This is a genomic window from Curtobacterium flaccumfaciens UCD-AKU (assembly GCF_000349565.1).
Taxonomy (GTDB): domain Bacteria; phylum Actinomycetota; class Actinomycetes; order Actinomycetales; family Microbacteriaceae; genus Curtobacterium; species Curtobacterium poinsettiae.
On sequence record NZ_KB714610.1, the window covers coordinates 83,557 to 98,483 of the forward strand.

Annotated in this window: 13 protein-coding genes; 10 read left to right on the plus strand and 3 right to left on the minus strand. The window is 72.3% G+C overall.

Annotated elements, in window-relative coordinates:
- The first annotated feature begins 99 nt into the window (after positions 1 to 99).
- Together H489_RS25720 and H489_RS0118680 are read left to right on the plus strand one after the other, a co-directional pair.
- Positions 100 to 1,038 carry a J domain-containing protein gene (locus H489_RS25720; RefSeq protein ID WP_017886592.1) on the plus strand — a complete coding sequence of 313 codons (939 nt, stop codon included), beginning with the start codon at positions 100 to 102 and terminating at the stop codon, positions 1,036 to 1,038.
- Between the two features lie 66 nt (positions 1,039 to 1,104).
- On the plus strand, positions 1,105 to 1,482 hold the full coding sequence (locus tag H489_RS0118680) for a hypothetical protein (RefSeq protein ID WP_017886593.1): 378 nt from the start codon (positions 1,105 to 1,107) through the stop codon (positions 1,480 to 1,482).
- On the opposite strand, the gene H489_RS25725 is transcribed toward H489_RS0118680, so the two are convergent.
- Positions 1,476 to 1,838: an RNA-binding S4 domain-containing protein gene (locus tag H489_RS25725; protein ID WP_017886594.1), complete on the minus strand. Its 363-nt coding sequence runs from the start codon at positions 1,836 to 1,838 to the stop codon at positions 1,476 to 1,478. The genes H489_RS0118680 and H489_RS25725 overlap by 7 nt on opposite strands.
- A 33-nt stretch (positions 1,839 to 1,871) precedes the next feature.
- Here H489_RS25725 and H489_RS25730 point away from each other — a divergent pair, with 33 nt between their 5' ends.
- On the plus strand, positions 1,872 to 2,129 hold the full coding sequence (locus H489_RS25730; RefSeq protein ID WP_017886595.1) for a hypothetical protein: 258 nt from the start codon (positions 1,872 to 1,874) through the stop codon (positions 2,127 to 2,129).
- 637 nt (positions 2,130 to 2,766) lie between these two features.
- Positions 2,767 to 3,924, plus strand: a complete 1,158-nt coding sequence (locus H489_RS37665; RefSeq protein ID WP_017886596.1) for a hypothetical protein — start codon at positions 2,767 to 2,769, stop codon at positions 3,922 to 3,924.
- A 19-nt stretch (positions 3,925 to 3,943) separates the two neighbouring features.
- Here the strand turns inward: H489_RS37665 and H489_RS0118685 are convergent, their stop codons facing one another.
- Positions 3,944 to 5,467 carry a S1C family serine protease gene (locus H489_RS0118685; RefSeq protein WP_017886597.1) on the minus strand — a complete coding sequence of 508 codons (1,524 nt, stop codon included), beginning with the start codon at positions 5,465 to 5,467 and terminating at the stop codon, positions 3,944 to 3,946.
- Positions 5,468 to 5,626: 159 nt separating this feature from the next.
- Here H489_RS0118685 and H489_RS25740 point away from each other — a divergent pair, with 159 nt between their 5' ends.
- From H489_RS25740 to H489_RS0118690, 5 genes are all read left to right on the plus strand, one after another.
- On the plus strand, positions 5,627 to 6,661 hold the full coding sequence (locus tag H489_RS25740) for a FecCD family ABC transporter permease (protein WP_017886598.1): 1,035 nt from the start codon (positions 5,627 to 5,629) through the stop codon (positions 6,659 to 6,661).
- A complete protein-coding gene (locus H489_RS25745; RefSeq protein ID WP_017886599.1) occupies positions 6,658 to 7,656 on the plus strand; it encodes a FecCD family ABC transporter permease in 999 nt (332 codons plus the stop codon). The genes H489_RS25740 and H489_RS25745 overlap by 4 nt, the downstream gene beginning before the upstream one ends.
- 181 nt (positions 7,657 to 7,837) lie before the next feature.
- Positions 7,838 to 8,317 (plus strand): FHA domain-containing protein, encoded by a 480-nt coding sequence (locus H489_RS25750; RefSeq protein WP_042537353.1) that lies wholly within the window; start codon positions 7,838 to 7,840, stop codon positions 8,315 to 8,317.
- A complete protein-coding gene (locus H489_RS25755; protein ID WP_017886601.1) occupies positions 8,317 to 9,021 on the plus strand; it encodes a MerR family transcriptional regulator in 705 nt (234 codons plus the stop codon). The genes H489_RS25750 and H489_RS25755 overlap by 1 nt, the downstream gene beginning before the upstream one ends.
- Before the next feature lie 184 nt (positions 9,022 to 9,205).
- A complete protein-coding gene (locus H489_RS0118690; protein WP_027465231.1) occupies positions 9,206 to 9,766 on the plus strand; it encodes a MerR family transcriptional regulator in 561 nt (186 codons plus the stop codon).
- A gap of 877 nt (positions 9,767 to 10,643) precedes the next feature.
- Here H489_RS0118690 and H489_RS25760 read toward each other — a convergent pair.
- Complete coding sequence (locus tag H489_RS25760) at positions 10,644 to 11,456, minus strand: ParA family protein (RefSeq protein WP_027465232.1); 813 nt, start codon at positions 11,454 to 11,456, stop codon at positions 10,644 to 10,646.
- Between the two features lie 60 nt (positions 11,457 to 11,516).
- On the opposite strand from H489_RS25760, the gene H489_RS25765 reads away from it, so the two are divergent.
- Positions 11,517 to 14,927 carry a pyruvate carboxylase gene (locus H489_RS25765; protein ID WP_017886604.1) on the plus strand — a complete coding sequence of 1,137 codons (3,411 nt, stop codon included), beginning with the start codon at positions 11,517 to 11,519 and terminating at the stop codon, positions 14,925 to 14,927.

The following is a 14,927-nucleotide window of genomic DNA, read 5'->3' on the forward strand; positions in this document are numbered from 1 at the left end:
CCGCTGGCGCGTTGGTGCAGGACCAGCGGCACGGGCCCAGACCGTACCCAGCAACCATGCGGCGGACTCCGACACTGCCTCCGGTAATGTCGCAGGGCCATGACGGACAGCCCGGCCGACGCCACCCCCTACGAAGTCCTCGGCGTCCCCGCGACGGCTGACGACGAAGCGCTCCGCCGCGCCTACCGGCGGGCGGCCCGCGAGACGCACCCCGACCTCGGCGGCGACGCCCAGCGCTTCCGCCAGGTCCAGCTCGCATGGGAGCGCATCGGCACGCCGGCAGCCCGGCGCGCGTACGACATCGGGTCCCGCGCGTACGGCGCGTCCGGTCCGTCCGGGGCGACCGCCGGCAGGGGTGACACCGGTCGCGACGCCTACGCGCCCCCGGCAGCGCGTCGCGACACACGCCCCCGGGCCCGGTCCCACGGACACCCCGGCGGTCGGTCACGCGAGGTCTTCCTGCAGGCCGAGCGCGAGTGGGTCGGCCTCGGCGACCCCATCGAGGACCCCTACGACCCCACCCTCATCCGCTCCGCGCCCCGCCACATCCGGCGGCTGCTCGCCGAGGCCCTGGCCGAAGAGGCGACCGCCTTGATCGTCTCCGACATGGGGATCGGCGTCACGGTGTGGCACGACCTCGACGCCGGGGCCGAGGGCAAGCTCGACCACGCCGTCCTGACCCCGAGCGGACTCTGGGCCGTCGAGTCCATCGACTGGGGTGCGCCGGTCCACGTCGAGCACGGCGAGATCGTCGGCGAGACGCTCGCACCGGGGGAGCGACCCGTCAAGGAACTCGTCCGCGCCGCCCGTGCCGTGCAGAAGCAGACCCGGGTGCGGTTCTCCGGCCGGCTGCTCGTCGTGCCGGACACCGCCGTCACCGAGGACGTGCAGCTCGTCGGCTCCCCGAAGAAGCCCACGGCGCTCGTCGTCCGCCGGAGCGCGCTGCCCCAGGTGCTGAACGGCGTCTGGTCGCCGGTCGGTTCGGTCGACGTGTTCGAGATCCGCGACCGTCTGCAGCAGACCGTCCGCTTCGTCTGACCCCCGACCGCTGGCCCCGACCCCGGGTTCCGACCGTCACCGTCCGACGCGTCGTACGATCACGGCATGCGCGAAGAGGTCGTCGTCGTGGTCGGCGGGTGGGAGCACGACTGCTGCGGGCCCGCGTACGAACGGGAGACCACGGCGGCCTTCTCCGCGTACGGCAGGACGCCGCGGTTCGCCGAGTCCCGGCACCACGACGACCCGTTCGGCATCACGCAGTTCCGTGGTCGGGTGGCCGACCTGTTCGTCATCGCCGAGGACGGCACCCGCATCCCCGTCCACCGCGTCCCGTCCGGTCGTGCGCTGGGCGGATCGGACCCGGACGACGACGGGCACCTCGAGGCCCCGTGGACCGGAGAACGGATCGAGGTCGAGTCCGACACGTTCGAGATCGTGGTCGATGTCTACGTGCCCGGGTCCGGGTCCGGGAAGCGTCAGTAGCCGCGGAGCTTCTCGAGGTCGCGGCGCTCCCGCTTGCTCGGCCGTCCGGCACCGCGCTCCCGCATCGGGACGAACCCGGCCTCTTCCTTCGACAGCCGCGGCGGGGTCTTGTCCTCGAAGTGCTTCGCTGCCTCGGGGGCGCTCGTGCGCTTCAGGATGATGCCCGTCACCATGACGATCCGGTCGAAGCCGTTCTGCCGCACCCGCACCTCGTCGCCGGGACCGATCGGCTGCGCCGGCTTCGCGCGTTCCCCGTTCACCCGGACGTGACCGGCCTTGCACGCGGCGGTCGCGGCCGACCGGGTCTTCGTGATCCGGACGGCCCAGATCCAACTGTCGACCCGGGCCTTCTCCATGCCGACACTATAGGCGGCCCGTACCCTGGGGCGGTGCAGGCGGACGAACAGGCGGCCATCGCGCGGGCCCGTGCGCTCGGAGTGCTCCGCGACGCCGCCATCGGGGACCGCCTGGTGGTCCGCGCACACCACGGGGACGGCGCGCAGGACGCGCTCGGGGACCTGGTGACCCGGACGTCCGACGCCGTGACGATCTCGACCCGCCGGGGCCCGGTCGAGGTCCGGCTCGTCGACGTCGTCGCCGCAAAGCCCGTCCCGCCGCCCCCACCCGCGCGACCCGCGCGGCGCTGACGCGCTCGGCTCGCGCCGTGCTGGATTCGCGGAGCGGGGGTTGCACGGTGCGGACTTCGTCGGTGGGTGCGCCGTCGGGGGCTCGGTGCGGGGTTGTGGTGCTGCACGGAGCCACCAGCCTCGCACGGTGTGGCGCGGCCGGCACCGTGCTGGATTCGCGGAGCCGGGGTTGCACGGTGCGGACGTCGTCGGCGGGTGCGCGGCCGGAGGCTCGGTGCGGGGTTGTGGTGCTGCACGGAGCCACCAGCTCCGCACGGTGTGGCGCGGCCGGCACCGTGCTGGATTCGCGGAGCCGGGGTTGCACGGTGCGGACGTCATCGGCGGGTGCGTGGCCGGGGGCTCGGTGCGGGGTTGTGGTGCTGCACGGAGCCACCAGCTCCGCACGGTGTGGCGCGGCCGGCACCGTGCGGGATTCGCGGAGCCGGGGTCGCACGGTGCGGACTTCGTCGGTGGGTGCGTGGCCGGAGGCTCGGTGCGGGGTTGTGGTGCTGCACGGAGCCACCAGCCTCGCACCAGCTGACGAGCCTCGCACCGTGCGAACCAGCACCTCCGTGCGAACCCGACGCACCGCGCCCAGCCCCGCCCACCCCGGCGAGCCGCAGGCCCCCACGCCCCGCTCCCGACATACGCTCATCCCATGGCAGTCCCCGTCCCGCTCGGCACCGAGGACCGCACCGCCCGCCTCACCCTCCGCCGCCCGGACTCCTGGCGCCGCGAGGACGCAGCCCAGGCGGACCTGCGCGTCACCGGCGACGACGTCGTCCTCACCGTCCGATCCCGTCCCAGCGACCGCGCGATCGGTGACGAGAACACCGGTCTGCTCGCACGGCTGCCCGGCTCCGTCGAGGGGCTGCTGCTCGTCGGCTGCGACCCCTGGACGGCCGCAGGTGCCCCGGCTCGGCTCGTCGAGTACGTCCGGCCCGACGAACACGGCGACGTCGCCGGCACCCACCTGCTCTTCGTCACCGGTCGGCACCGCGTCGACCTGACGATCGAACGCCCGCTCGCCCGGCTGCTCGAGACCGACGACCTGGTGCTCGCAGTCCTCGAGAGCGTCCGCGCCACCGAGACGGTCCCGGTCCGCCCCGAGCGTGACCTCGAACACCTGCCGGCCCCCGCCCCGGCACCGTCGCTCGACGGCCCCCGGCTCAGCGCGAACGCGATCGGCACCCTGCGGAGCCTCGCCGGACGCCGGTGGAACCCGACGCTCCTCCGCACCGCCGCGGGCCGCGAACTCATCGAGGCGGGCCTCGTCGGCCGGCTCGGCACCCTGCCGGAGTCGACCCAGACCCTCCTCGAGCCCTGGCAGGGCGATGCCCAGCCGGTCACGCTGGAACAGCACCTGCCCGACGGGGGCGAGTCGCGCCTCCAGGCGTGGTCGCAGACCGTCGTCGACGGGACCGACGCGGCGGGCGCCGTGGTCGCCTCCGTCACGCCGGACCGGGCCGTTGCGCTGCTGGCCGGGAGGCTCGGCATCGGTCCGACGTGGACCTTCCCGTTCCGCACGGGGTCGCTCCCAGGGCACCTGCTCGGCCGCAAGCTGGCCGGCGGTCCGGACGTGCCGGACCTGCCGGAGGCCCTGGCCGAGGCCGACCCGCGCCTCGCGCGGTTCTGGGCCGCGCCGTGGACGGTCTCGTACCTGCGTCGACCGGGCAAGCCGAAACCGGTCACGATCGTGCGGGCCGAGGGACACGGGTTCGCGCGCGTGGGGACGACGAAGGCCGGGGAGACCGCCTTCCGGACGGACTCCCCGGCGAACGTGTACCGGTCGGTGGTGCGGGCGCTGCTGGGCTGAGCGCGCCCGGGTTCTGCCGCTACGCGGCGGGGCCGGCGGTCAGGGTGATCGTGACCGTCTTCGCGGTGCCGGCGCTGTCGGTGTACCGGACGCTGACCTTGTCGCCCACCGAGTGCGACTGCACGACCTTGGTCAGCTGGTCCGAGCTCGTGACCGCGGTGCCGTCGAGGCTCGTGATCGTGTCACCCGCACCGAGGCCGGCGCTGGCGGCACCGGAGCCCTCGACCGTGCCGGCGACCGGGACGCCGCCCGTGGTGGTGGCGGTGTTGCTGACCTCGACGCCGAGGAACGCGGGCAGCCCGATGGTGATCGTGCTCGACGACTCCCCGGCGAGGATCTTCTGGGCGATCGTCTTCGCGGTGCTGATCGGGATGGCGTAGCCGGTGACGTCGGCCGTGCCCGAGGACGCCGCCGTGGCCATGCCGACGACCTCGCCCTCGCTGTCCAGGACCGGCCCGCCGGAGTCACCGGAGACGATGTCCGCCGAGATCTCGAGCAGGCCGCTCAGCGACTCGGTGCCGGTGCCGGACTCGCTCTGCACCTGGATGTCCTGGTCGGTCGCCGTGACGGTGCCCTCGGCGGAGACGAGGTTGCCGGTGCCCTCGGCGTTGCCGACGTCCTTCACGGTGTCACCGGTGCTCGGCTCGCCGTCGTCGTCGAGCGTGACCGTGGACAGCCCGGAGGCGTTCTCGAGCTTCAGCACGGCGACGTCGTTCGTGGCGTCGGCCCCGACCACGTCGGCCTTGTACTGCTTGCCGGTGGTCTCGTCGGTGACGGTGATGCTCGTCGCGCCCTGGATCACGTGGTTGTTCGTCAGGATCGTGCCGTCGGAGGTCAGGACCATGCCGGTGCCGGCCGCCTGTGACGACTCGTCGTAGTTCAGGACGGTGTTGATGGTCACGACGCCCTTCTTGTCGGCGGCCGTCGCCGCAGTGGCGGGGGACTGCGTGCTCGTCCCACTGCCGTCGCTGCTGCCGTCGGTGCCGCTGCCGCTGCCGCTGCCGTCGCCGGGCACCGTGAAGCCGTTCGTGCCGTCGCTGCTGCTGCCGGTACCGGTGCCGGTGCCGGGCAGCGTGGTGGTGCCCTGCGACTGGCTCGACGTGGTGGTGGTGCCCTGCGAGGACAGTCCGAGTGCGGTGCCGCCCGCAGCGCCGACGATCGCGAGGGCGGCGATGCCGGAGCCGATCATCAGCCCGAGCCGGCGGGGGCGCTTCGTCAGACCGGGGTGGTTCGCGGCGCCGGAGTGGGTCGCGGCACCGTAGTGGTTCGCGGTCGCCGCCGAGGAGGCCCAGGCGTGGTTCGCGCCGGCGAGGGCGGGGCTGCCGATCAGGTAGGGGCCGCGGCCGTCGGGCGTGTAGGCGTAGGGGCCGGTGCCGTCCGGGCCGTACAGGTACGGGCCGGATCCGTCGAACGCGTACGCCGGGCGCAGGGAAGCCGGGTCGGCGTGCGGTGCCTCCCAGTGCATCCCGGGAGCCTGCTGCTGCGCGGCGGGGGTGCCGTTCTCGTCGTGGTCGGCGGCGGCGGGGTTCGGGGTCTCGTTCATCGGTGCTCTCCGGTCGTCCCTCGACGGCCCGGTCGGGCGTCGATGGAGACCAGTACAGAGGGCTTCCCCATGACGAGCCTATGAACGAACCCTGCGCACGCTCCGGGCTTGCTCGGGGGACGCCGAACAGGGCTCCGGCGTTAGGGTGGCCTTACCTCCATGCCTCCGTCGACGTCCCCGCCCCCGGCTCCCAGCTCCGTCCCCCGACTCGTCGGTGCGACCGTGCTGGCGGTCGTCGTCCTCGCCGTGGCGTGTGCCCTGTCGATCGCGTACGGCTCACGGCCGATCCCGCTCGGGACCGTCCTCGACACGGTGCTGCACCCCGGCAGGAACGACGAGATCGGGCTGATCGTCCTCGGCAACCGCGTGCCGCGCACCGTCGTCGGTCTGCTCGCCGGAGCAGCACTCGGCGTGGCCGGGGCGGTCATGCAGGGCGTGACCCGGAACCCGCTCGCCGACCCCAGCGTCCTCGGCATCAACTCCGGCGCCACGCTGGCCGTCGTCGCCGGGATCGCGCTCTTCGGCGTCAGCGGGACGGCCGCGTACCTGCCCTTCGCGTTCGTCGGGGCCGCCTTCGCGGCCCTGCTCGTCTACGGGATCGCGGCCGTCGCCCGGCGCGGGCTCTCTCCCGTCGGGCTCGCCCTCGCCGGAGCCGTCGTCGCCGCTGCCCTGTCGTCGGTCACCACCGCGGTGCTCGTGACCGACCAGAGCCTGCTCGACCAGCTGCGGTTCTGGCAGGTCGGAGCCCTCGCCGGCAAGGACCTCGGCACGGCTGGGGTCATCACGGCACCGGTGCTCGTCGGGCTGGTGATCGCGTTCGGCCTCGGTCGGTCGCTCAACACCCTGGCGCTCGGGGACGAGCTCGCGGCGTCGCTCGGGCAGCGGGTCGTGCTCGTCCGAGCCGTGGGTGGTCTGGTCGCCGTCCTGCTGGCCGGGTCCGCGGTGGCCGCCGCCGGGCCGATCGCGTTCGTCGGCCTCGCCGTGCCGCACGCGGTCCGTCGCCTGAGCGGCCCGGACCACCGGTGGACCATCCTGCTGTCGGCGATCGTCGCCCCCGCACTCCTGCTCGTGGCGGACGTCATCGGCCGCGTCGTCGCGTACCCGGGGGAGCTGCAGGTCGGCATCGTCACGGCACTCATCGGGGCGCCGGTGTTCATCGCGCTCGTGCGGTCGAGGGCGGTGCGGGGACTGTGAAGCCGCTGTTCCGTTCCGTCGGGCTGCGCCGTGAGGTCGCGGTGCTCGTCGCCGTGGTGGTGGTCATCTCGGTGCTCGTCCTGATCGGGCTCGGCGCGGGGTCGATCCCGCTCACGCCCGGTCAGGTGCTGGCCAGCCTGTTCGGCCAGGGGGACCGCATCTCGGACTTCGTGATCGGGCAGCTCCGCGGCCCCAGGGTGCTCGGCGCGGTCCTCGTCGGCGCCAGCCTCGGTGTCGCCGGCGCGATCGTGCAGAGCGTCGTGCGGAACCCCATCGCGAGTCCCGACGTCATCGGGATCACCTCGGGGGCCAGCGCCGCCGGGCTCACCGCCATCGTGCTGTTCGGCGCGAGCGGCGGCACGCTGTTCTCGGTCGTGCTCGTCGGCGCCGTGGTGGTCGCGATCGCCATCGCCGGGCTCGCTTGGCGGAGGGGGATCACCGGGAACCGGGTCGTCCTCGTCGGCATCGGTGTCGCGGCGATCTGCCTGAGCATCACCGGGTGGATGCTCACGAGCGGCACCGTCACCCAGGCCGGAACCGCACTGCTGTGGCTCTCCGGCAGCCTGAACGCCGTCGACCGTGACCTGGTCGGGGTGCTCGGTGTCGCGTTCGTCGTGCTCGGCGTGCTCGCACTGCTGCAGTCCGCTCGGCTGCAGGTGCTGAGCCTCGGGGACGAGGTCGCCGCCGCCCTGGGGCTCCGACCGGACCGCGCGAAGGTGCTCCTGCTCCTCACCGCCGTGTGCCTGACCGCCGCAGCCGTCGCCACCGCGGGTCCGGTGTCGTTCGTGGCGCTGATGGCAGCCCCGATCGCTCGACGCCTGGTCGGCGGCGGTCGGGTCGCCCTCGCGCCGGCGGCAGCCGTCGGCGCCGCGATCACGCTCGGAAGCGACCTGCTCGCCCAGTTCGCGATCCCCGGCAACGCGCTGCCGGTGGGGGTCGTGACGGGTGTCGTGGGCGCGCCGTACCTGCTCTGGTTGCTCGCGCGGGGGCGTTGACGCGGGTCGTGCTGGTTCGTTGACGCTGGTCGAGCTGGTTCGTTGACGTGGGTCATGCTGGTTCGCTGACGCCGGTCGTGCGTTCGCGCATCGCGGAAGACTCTCCACAGTCCCAGATCGGGGCTGCCGCTCGGGGCTTCGTTTCCGATACGCTGGTAGGCCAAGAGGAGGAGGTCCACCGATGCCAGATCCAGTGGTCCCGCAGCCGGGCGGTCAGAAGTCCCCGGAACAGCGGCTGGTCGACACCACGCTGACCTTCAGCATGGACATGGGAGCGGCGCTCACCGCCGAGTCCGGTGTCTCGACCGAAGAACGTGAAGCCGTCAACGCCCTGCCCTCCGGGTCGGCGTTGCTCGTGGTCCGTCGTGGCCCCAACGTGGGTGCGCGGTTCCTCCTCGACTCCGACGTCACGACGGCCGGCCGCCACCCCGACGCCGGCATCTTCCTCGACGACGTCACCGTGTCGCGCAAGCACGCGCAGTTCCTGCGCCACGGCACGAGCTTCAGCGTCAAGGACAACGGTTCCCTGAACGGTACGTACTTCGACGGTGTCCGCATCGACGAAGCGCTGCTCACCGACGGGGCCGAAGTCCAGGTCGGCAAGTTCCGCCTGACGTTCTACGCATCTCGGGTCGACCTGGCGCGCCTGGCGAACGCGTAGTGGCCGCACGGTCCGCTGCGGCCCGGGCGGGGTCCGCGGCACCGGACCTGCTCACGATCGGGCAGGTCCTCGCTCGCCTCAAGCCCGAGTTCCCGGACCTGTCGAGCTCCAAGCTGCGGTTCCTCGAAGAGCGAGAGCTCGTCACCCCGATCCGCACGGCCAGCGGGTACCGCAAGTTCTCCGCCGCCGACCTCGAGCGTCTCCGGGTGATCCTCGGACTGCAGCGCGACCACTACCTGCCGCTCAAGGTCATCAAGGAGTACCTCGCCGACCTCGACGCCGGGCGCGAACCGGTCCTGCCCGGGGGCGGAGACGCGCCGAAGCCATCGATCCTCGGTCGTGAACGTCGGTACACCCGCGACGAGACCGTCCGCGCGGCCGGTGCCTCGCCGATGCTGTTGGCCGACGCGGTCTCGGCCTCGCTCCTGCCGCCCACCGACACCTACGGCGACGACGGCGTCTCCGTGTTGAAGGCCCTGGTCGAACTGCAGCGCACCGGCATCGAGCCGCGGCACCTGCGCACGCTCCGCAGTACCGCGGAGCGTGAGGTCGGTCTCATCGAGTCCGCCCTCATGCCGGTCTCCCGCCGGGGCGACGCCACCTCGCGCGCGAAGGCCACCGAGCTCGCCCGCGAGATAGCGGGACACCTCGAGATCATCCGGTCGAACCTCATCCGCCAGGCCATCGGTCGTCTCGACGCATGACGCCGTCCGGTGCTCCGACAGGGCTTGTGTGTCAGTGGTCGGGGCGTATCCTCGACACGCCGGACGCGCCGGGTCGGATGTCCCGCGCGGGAGCGGTCGGAGTCGCTACCGTGGACCTCGGAACAACTCTCAACCCGTCGTTGAAGCTTCGGGTGGGAGCTCGATCGTCGTGGAAGGCAAGCTCATGAGTGGGAACGACACCCCTGGCACCGAGTCTGATGTGACCCGGTACGACCTCGGGCTGCTCTTCACCGATGGTCTGCCCGAGCACGACGAGCAGAACGGCTACCGCGGCACCGTCGCCGCACGGGCAGCCGGCATCTCGTACCGACAGCTCGACTACTGGGCCCGCACCGAGCTCGTGCAGCCGACGATCCGCGGGGCCGCCGGCTCCGGTTCGCAGCGCCTGTACGGGTTCCGCGACATCCTGGTGCTCAAGCTCGTGAAGCGCCTGCTCGACACCGGTATCTCGTTGCAGCAGATCCGCACCGCCGTCAACCAGCTCCGTGAGTCCGGCGTCTCCGACCTGGCGCAGACCACGCTGATGTCGGACGGCGCCTCGGTGTACCTGTGCACCTCTGACGACGAGGTCATCGACCTCGTGTCCCGCGGCCAGGGCGTCTTCGGCATCGCGGTCGGCAAGGTCCTGCGCGAGGTCGAGAGCTCCCTGGTCGAGCTCGACGCCACCGCTGCGGCCGACCCCTCCGACGAGCTCGCCGCTCGTCGCGCTTCTCGCGCTTCCTGACCATCCGCGTTCCGGCCCTGTGGTCGCGAACCGTCGCGTGTGAGTCGCCGTGTGGTCACGAACTGTCGGCTGTGACGCTGCCGGCCGACGGTTGGTGACCGCTCGGAGGACGTGAGCGGGGTGGTGTGACCCCTGGGCGTGCCGGGGTCGGGCGTGTCCGCTGGGCGTGCCGGGGCCGGGCGTGTCCGCTGGGGCGGGGCGTGCCTCCAGGCCGTTGTGGCGTGGTCACGAACCGCCGTGTGCGCGGCGCCGAGCGGTCACGAACTGTCGTCTGCGCGGTCTTCGGCCGACGGTTGGTGACCGCTCGGAGGACGTGAGCGGGGTGTTGTGAACCCTTGGCGTGCCGGGGCCGGGCGTGTCCGCTGGGGCGGGGGCGTGCCTCTAGGCCGTTGTGGCGTGGTCACGAACCGCCGTGTGCGCGGCACCGATTGGTCACGACCTGTCGCTTGCGCAGGCCTCGCCCGACGGTTGGTGACCAGTCGGTGGACGTGAGCGGGGTGTCGTGACCGCTGGGCGTGCCGGGGCCGGGCGTGTCTGCCGGGGCGGGGCGCGCCTCCAGGCCGTCGCGGCGTGGTCACGAACCGTCGTGTGCGGGTCGCCGACTGGTCACGAACTGTCGGCTGCGCGCGCCCGAGCCGACCGTTGGTGACCGCTCGGAGGACGTGAGCGGGGTGTTGTGACCGCTGGGCGTGCCGGGGCCGGGCGTGTCTGCCCGGGCGGGTCGCGCCTCCAGGCCGTCGCGGCGAGGTCACGAACCGTCGCGTGCGGATCGCCGAGTGGTCACGAACTGTCGGCTGCGCGCGCCCGAGCCGACCCTTGGTGACCAGTCGGCGGACGTGAGCGGGGTGTTGTGACCCGTCGGCGTGCCGACTCCGACCTAGGCGGCGCCGCCCTCGGCGTACGGACCGATCTTGCCCGTGCGCATGATGCGCTCGAGCAGCTGGTCGAAGTTCTTCGCCATCTCCTGCGCGGACTCGCCGGGCCAGACGTGCAGCGGCTTCGCCGCACCCTGCGCCTGCTGCAGCGACGTGCGCTCCGGCAGCTGCGGGGAGAGCACGAGCGGGCCGAACATGTCGCGGAGTTCCTTGATGCGGAACTGGTGCTCGAGCGACTGCACCCGGGCACGGTTCACGATGATGCCGAGGGGCTGCAGCCGGGGGGAGAGTCCGCGGCGGATCTCCTCGATGGCGCGCAGCGCACGGTCGGCGGCGGCGACGGAGAACAGGCCGGGCTCGGTGACGACGGTGACGCGGTCGGACGCGGCCCACGCGGTGCGGGTCAGGGCGTTCAGCGACGGCGCGCAGTCGATGAGGACGAGCTCGTAGTCCTGCTCGACGTTGGCCAGGGCCTCTTCGAGCTTCCAGATGTCGCGGATGGACGGGTGCGGCCCGTCGAAGTTGATGGCGGAGGGCGACCCGACCATGACGTCGATCTTGCCCTGCGACCCCTTCGTCCAGCCCGAGGGGGCGATCGCCTGACGGACGATCTTCTCCTTCGGGTTCTCGAGGACGTCGGCCACGTTGAGGTGGCCGGCGAGGTTGATGTCGAGGCCCGTCGAGACGTCGGACTGCGGGTCCAGATCCACCACCAGCGTGCGCAGTCCCTTGGCGAACGCGGCCGAGGTCAGGCCGAGCGTCACCGTCGTCTTGCCGACACCACCCTTGAGGGAGCTCACGCTGAGTACATGCACGTTGAGCAACGTTACCGCCACTAGGGTTGTCTCACCTCAACCCGGGCTGAAAGGGACGTCGTGTTCACGAAGATCCTCGTTGCGAACCGTGGCGAGATCGCCATCCGCGCGTTCCGTGCCGCCTACGAGTTGGGGGCCCGTACAGTGGCCGTCTACCCGTACGAAGACCGGAACTCCCTGCACCGGCTCAAGGCCGACGAGGCCTACCTGATCGGGGAGCGGGGCCACCCGGTCCGGGCGTACCTGGACGTCTCCGAGATCATCCGCGTCGCCCGCGAGTCGGGGGCCGACGCGATCTACCCGGGGTACGGGTTCCTGTCCGAGAACCCGGAGCTCGCCGCGGCAGCAGCCGCGAACGGCATCACCTTCATCGGCCCGGGCGAGCACGTGCTCGAGATGGCCGGCAACAAGGTCACCGCGAAGGAGCACGCGATCGCGGCCGGCGTCCCGGTCCTCGCGAGCACCCCGGCGAGCCGCGACATCGACGAGCTCATCGCCGGCGCGGACGCGATCGGGTTCCCGGTGTTCGCCAAGGCCGTCGCCGGCGGTGGTGGCCGTGGCATGCGCCGGGTGGAGACGAAGCCCGAGCTGCGCGACGCCCTCGAAGCCGCGATGCGCGAGGCCGACAGTGCGTTCGGCGACCCGACGATGTTCCTCGAGCAGGCCGTCATCCGTCCGCGCCACATCGAGGTGCAGATCCTCGCCGACGCGACCGGCACCGACGGCGGCACGATCCACCTGTTCGAGCGGGACTGTTCGGTGCAGCGGCGCAACCAGAAGGTCGTCGAGATCGCCCCGGCGCCGAACCTCGACCCCGCGATCGCGCAGGCACTGCACCGCGACGCCGTGGCCTTCGCCCGCTCGATCGGCTACGTCAACGCCGGCACCGTGGAGTTCCTGCTCGACACCGAGGGCGAACGCGTCGGCCAGCACGTCTTCATCGAGATGAACCCGCGCATCCAGGTCGAGCACACGGTCACCGAAGAGGTCACCGACGTCGACCTGGTGCAGTCGCAGATGCGCATCGCGGCAGGGGAGACCCTCGCCGACCTCGGTCTGTCGCAGGACGCCGTCCACGTGCACGGCGCCGCGCTGCAGACCCGCATCACGACCGAGGACCCGACGCAGGGCTTCCGTCCGGACACCGGCCGGATCAGCACCTACCGCAGCCCCGGCGGCGCGGGCGTCCGGCTCGACGGCGGCACGGTCGCCACCGGCGCGCAGATCAGCCCGCACTTCGACTCGATGCTCGCGAAGATGACGTGCCGCGGCCGGGACTTCCCGGCGGCGGTGTCCCGGGCGAAGCGCGCCCTCGCCGAGTTCCGCATCCGCGGCGTCAGCACGAACATCCCGTTCCTGCAGGCCGTGCTCGAGGACCCGGACTTCGCCCGCGGCGACGTCTCGACGAAGTTCATCGAGGAACGCCCCCAGCTCTTCGGCGGCCACGTCTCGAAGGACCGCGGCACGAAGGTGCTCACCTGGCTCGCCGACGTCACGGTGAACAAGCCGAACGGTGAGCGGTCGCCGCTCGTCACCGACCCGGCCGACAAGCTCCCGGCCACCGACCTGACGACGCCGGTGCCCGAGGGACAGCGCGACCGCCTGCTGGCGATGGGCCCGGCCGAGTGGTCGAGGGCCCTCCGCGCCCAGACGGCCCTCGCGGTGACCGAGACGACGATGCGGGACGCCCACCAGTCGCTCCTGGCCACACGGGTCCGCACGAAGGACCTCGTCGCCGTCGCACCGCACGTGGCGCGGCTCACCCCGCAGCTGCTCAGCGTCGAGGCCTGGGGAGGTGCGACCTACGACGTCGCCCTCCGGTTCCTCGGGGAAGACCCCTGGGAGCGCCTGTCCTCGCTGCGCGAAGCGATGCCGAACATCCCGATCCAGATGCTGCTCCGTGGCCGCAACACGGTCGGGTACACGCCCTACCCGACCGAGGTCACCGACGCCTTCGTCGACGAGGCCGCTCGGTCCGGCGTCGACGTCTTCCGCGTGTTCGACGCGCTGAACGACGTCAGCCAGCTGCGTCCGGCGCTGGAGGCGGTGCTCGCGACGGGCACGGCGGTCGCCGAGGCGGCGCTCTGCTACACCGCCGACCTCCTCGACCCCGCCGAGGACCTCTACACGCTCGACTACTACCTCCGCCTGGCGGAGCAGATGGTCGAGGCCGGCGCGCACGTCATCGGCATCAAGGACATGGCCGGTCTCCTGCGTGCCGGTGCGGCCGAGAAGCTCGTCACCGCGCTGCGCGAGCGCTTCGACCAGCCCGTGCACGTGCACACCCACGACACCGCCGGCGGCCAGCTCGCGACCCTGCTCGCCGCCTCCCGCGCCGGGGCGGACGCCGTCGACGTGGCCGCAGCACCCATGGCCGGCACGACCAGCCAGCCGAGCATGTCCGCCCTGGTCGCCGCCCTGGCGCACACCGAGCGCGACACCGGTCTGTCCCTCGACGCCGTCGGTGACCTCGAGCCCTACTGGGAGTCGGTCCGTCGCGTGTACGCCCCGTTCGAGTCCGGGCTCGCCGGTCCGACCGGGCGTGTCTACAAGCACGAGATCCCCGGCGGTCAGCTGTCGAACCTCCGGCAGCAGGCGATCGCCCTCGGGCTCGGTGACCGGTTCGAGCAGGTCGAGGACTGGTACGCCGAGGCGAACCGGATCCTCGGACGACCGACCAAGGTCACGCCGTCGTCGAAGGTCGTCGGCGACCTCGCGCTGCAGCTCGCCGCGGTCGGTGCCGACCCGGTCGACTTCGAGCAGAACCCCGACAAGTACGACATCCCGGACTCCGTGGTCGGGTTCATGGCCGGCGAACTGGGCGACCTGCCCGGCGGCTGGCCGGAGCCGTTCCGCTCGAAGGTCCTGGCCGGGCGTGACGTCCGACTCGAGATCACCCCGGTGCCCGCGGACGAGCGTGCGCACCTCGAGACCCCCGGACCCGAGCGGCAGCAGGCACTCAACCGCCTGCTCTTCCCGCAGCCGACGCAGCAGTTCCAGCGTGTGCGGGAGCAGTACGGCGACCTGTCCGTCGTGCCGACCGTCGACTACCTGTACGGGCTGCGCCCGGGGCAGGAGCACAGCGTCCCGCTCGGCAAGGGCGTCGACCTGTTCGTCGGGCTCGAGGCGATCGGCGAGGTGGACGCCAAGGGCATCCGCACGGTCATGGCGACGATGAACGGGCAGCTCCGCCCGGTCGCCGTCCGCGACCGTTCGGTCGAGGTCGAGACGAAGGCGGCCGAGAAGGCCGATGCGTCCGACCCGAAGCACGTCGCCGCGCCGTTCTCCGGCGTGGTGACGCTCAAGGTCGCCGTCGGTGACGTCGTCGAAGCCGGTACGCCGGTGGCGAGCATCGAGGCGATGAAGATGGAAGCGGCCATCACGGCGCCCGTGTCGGGCACCGTCGGCCGACTCGCGATCCCGGTGACCCAGCAGGTGGACGCCGGCGACCTCCTGGTGGTGCTGCAGTAA

Bases quoted from the DNA above. Each gene is read 5' to 3' on its own strand.
- H489_RS0118690 (WP_027465231.1), top strand. From the start codon at position 9,206: ATGAGTGGGAACGACACCCCTGGCACCGAGTCTGATGTGACCCGGTAC.
- H489_RS25720 (WP_017886592.1), top strand. From the start codon at position 100: ATGACGGACAGCCCGGCCGACGCCACCCCCTACGAAGTCCTCGGCGTC.
- H489_RS25750 (WP_042537353.1), top strand. From the start codon at position 7,838: ATGCCAGATCCAGTGGTCCCGCAGCCGGGCGGTCAGAAGTCCCCGGAA.
- H489_RS0118680 (WP_017886593.1), top strand. From the start codon at position 1,105: ATGCGCGAAGAGGTCGTCGTCGTGGTCGGCGGGTGGGAGCACGACTGC.
- H489_RS25740 (WP_017886598.1), top strand. From the start codon at position 5,627: ATGCCTCCGTCGACGTCCCCGCCCCCGGCTCCCAGCTCCGTCCCCCGA.
- H489_RS25725 (WP_017886594.1), bottom strand. From the start codon at position 1,838: ATGGAGAAGGCCCGGGTCGACAGTTGGATCTGGGCCGTCCGGATCACG.
- H489_RS0118685 (WP_017886597.1), bottom strand. From the start codon at position 5,467: ATGAACGAGACCCCGAACCCCGCCGCCGCCGACCACGACGAGAACGGC.
- H489_RS37665 (WP_017886596.1), top strand. From the start codon at position 2,767: ATGGCAGTCCCCGTCCCGCTCGGCACCGAGGACCGCACCGCCCGCCTC.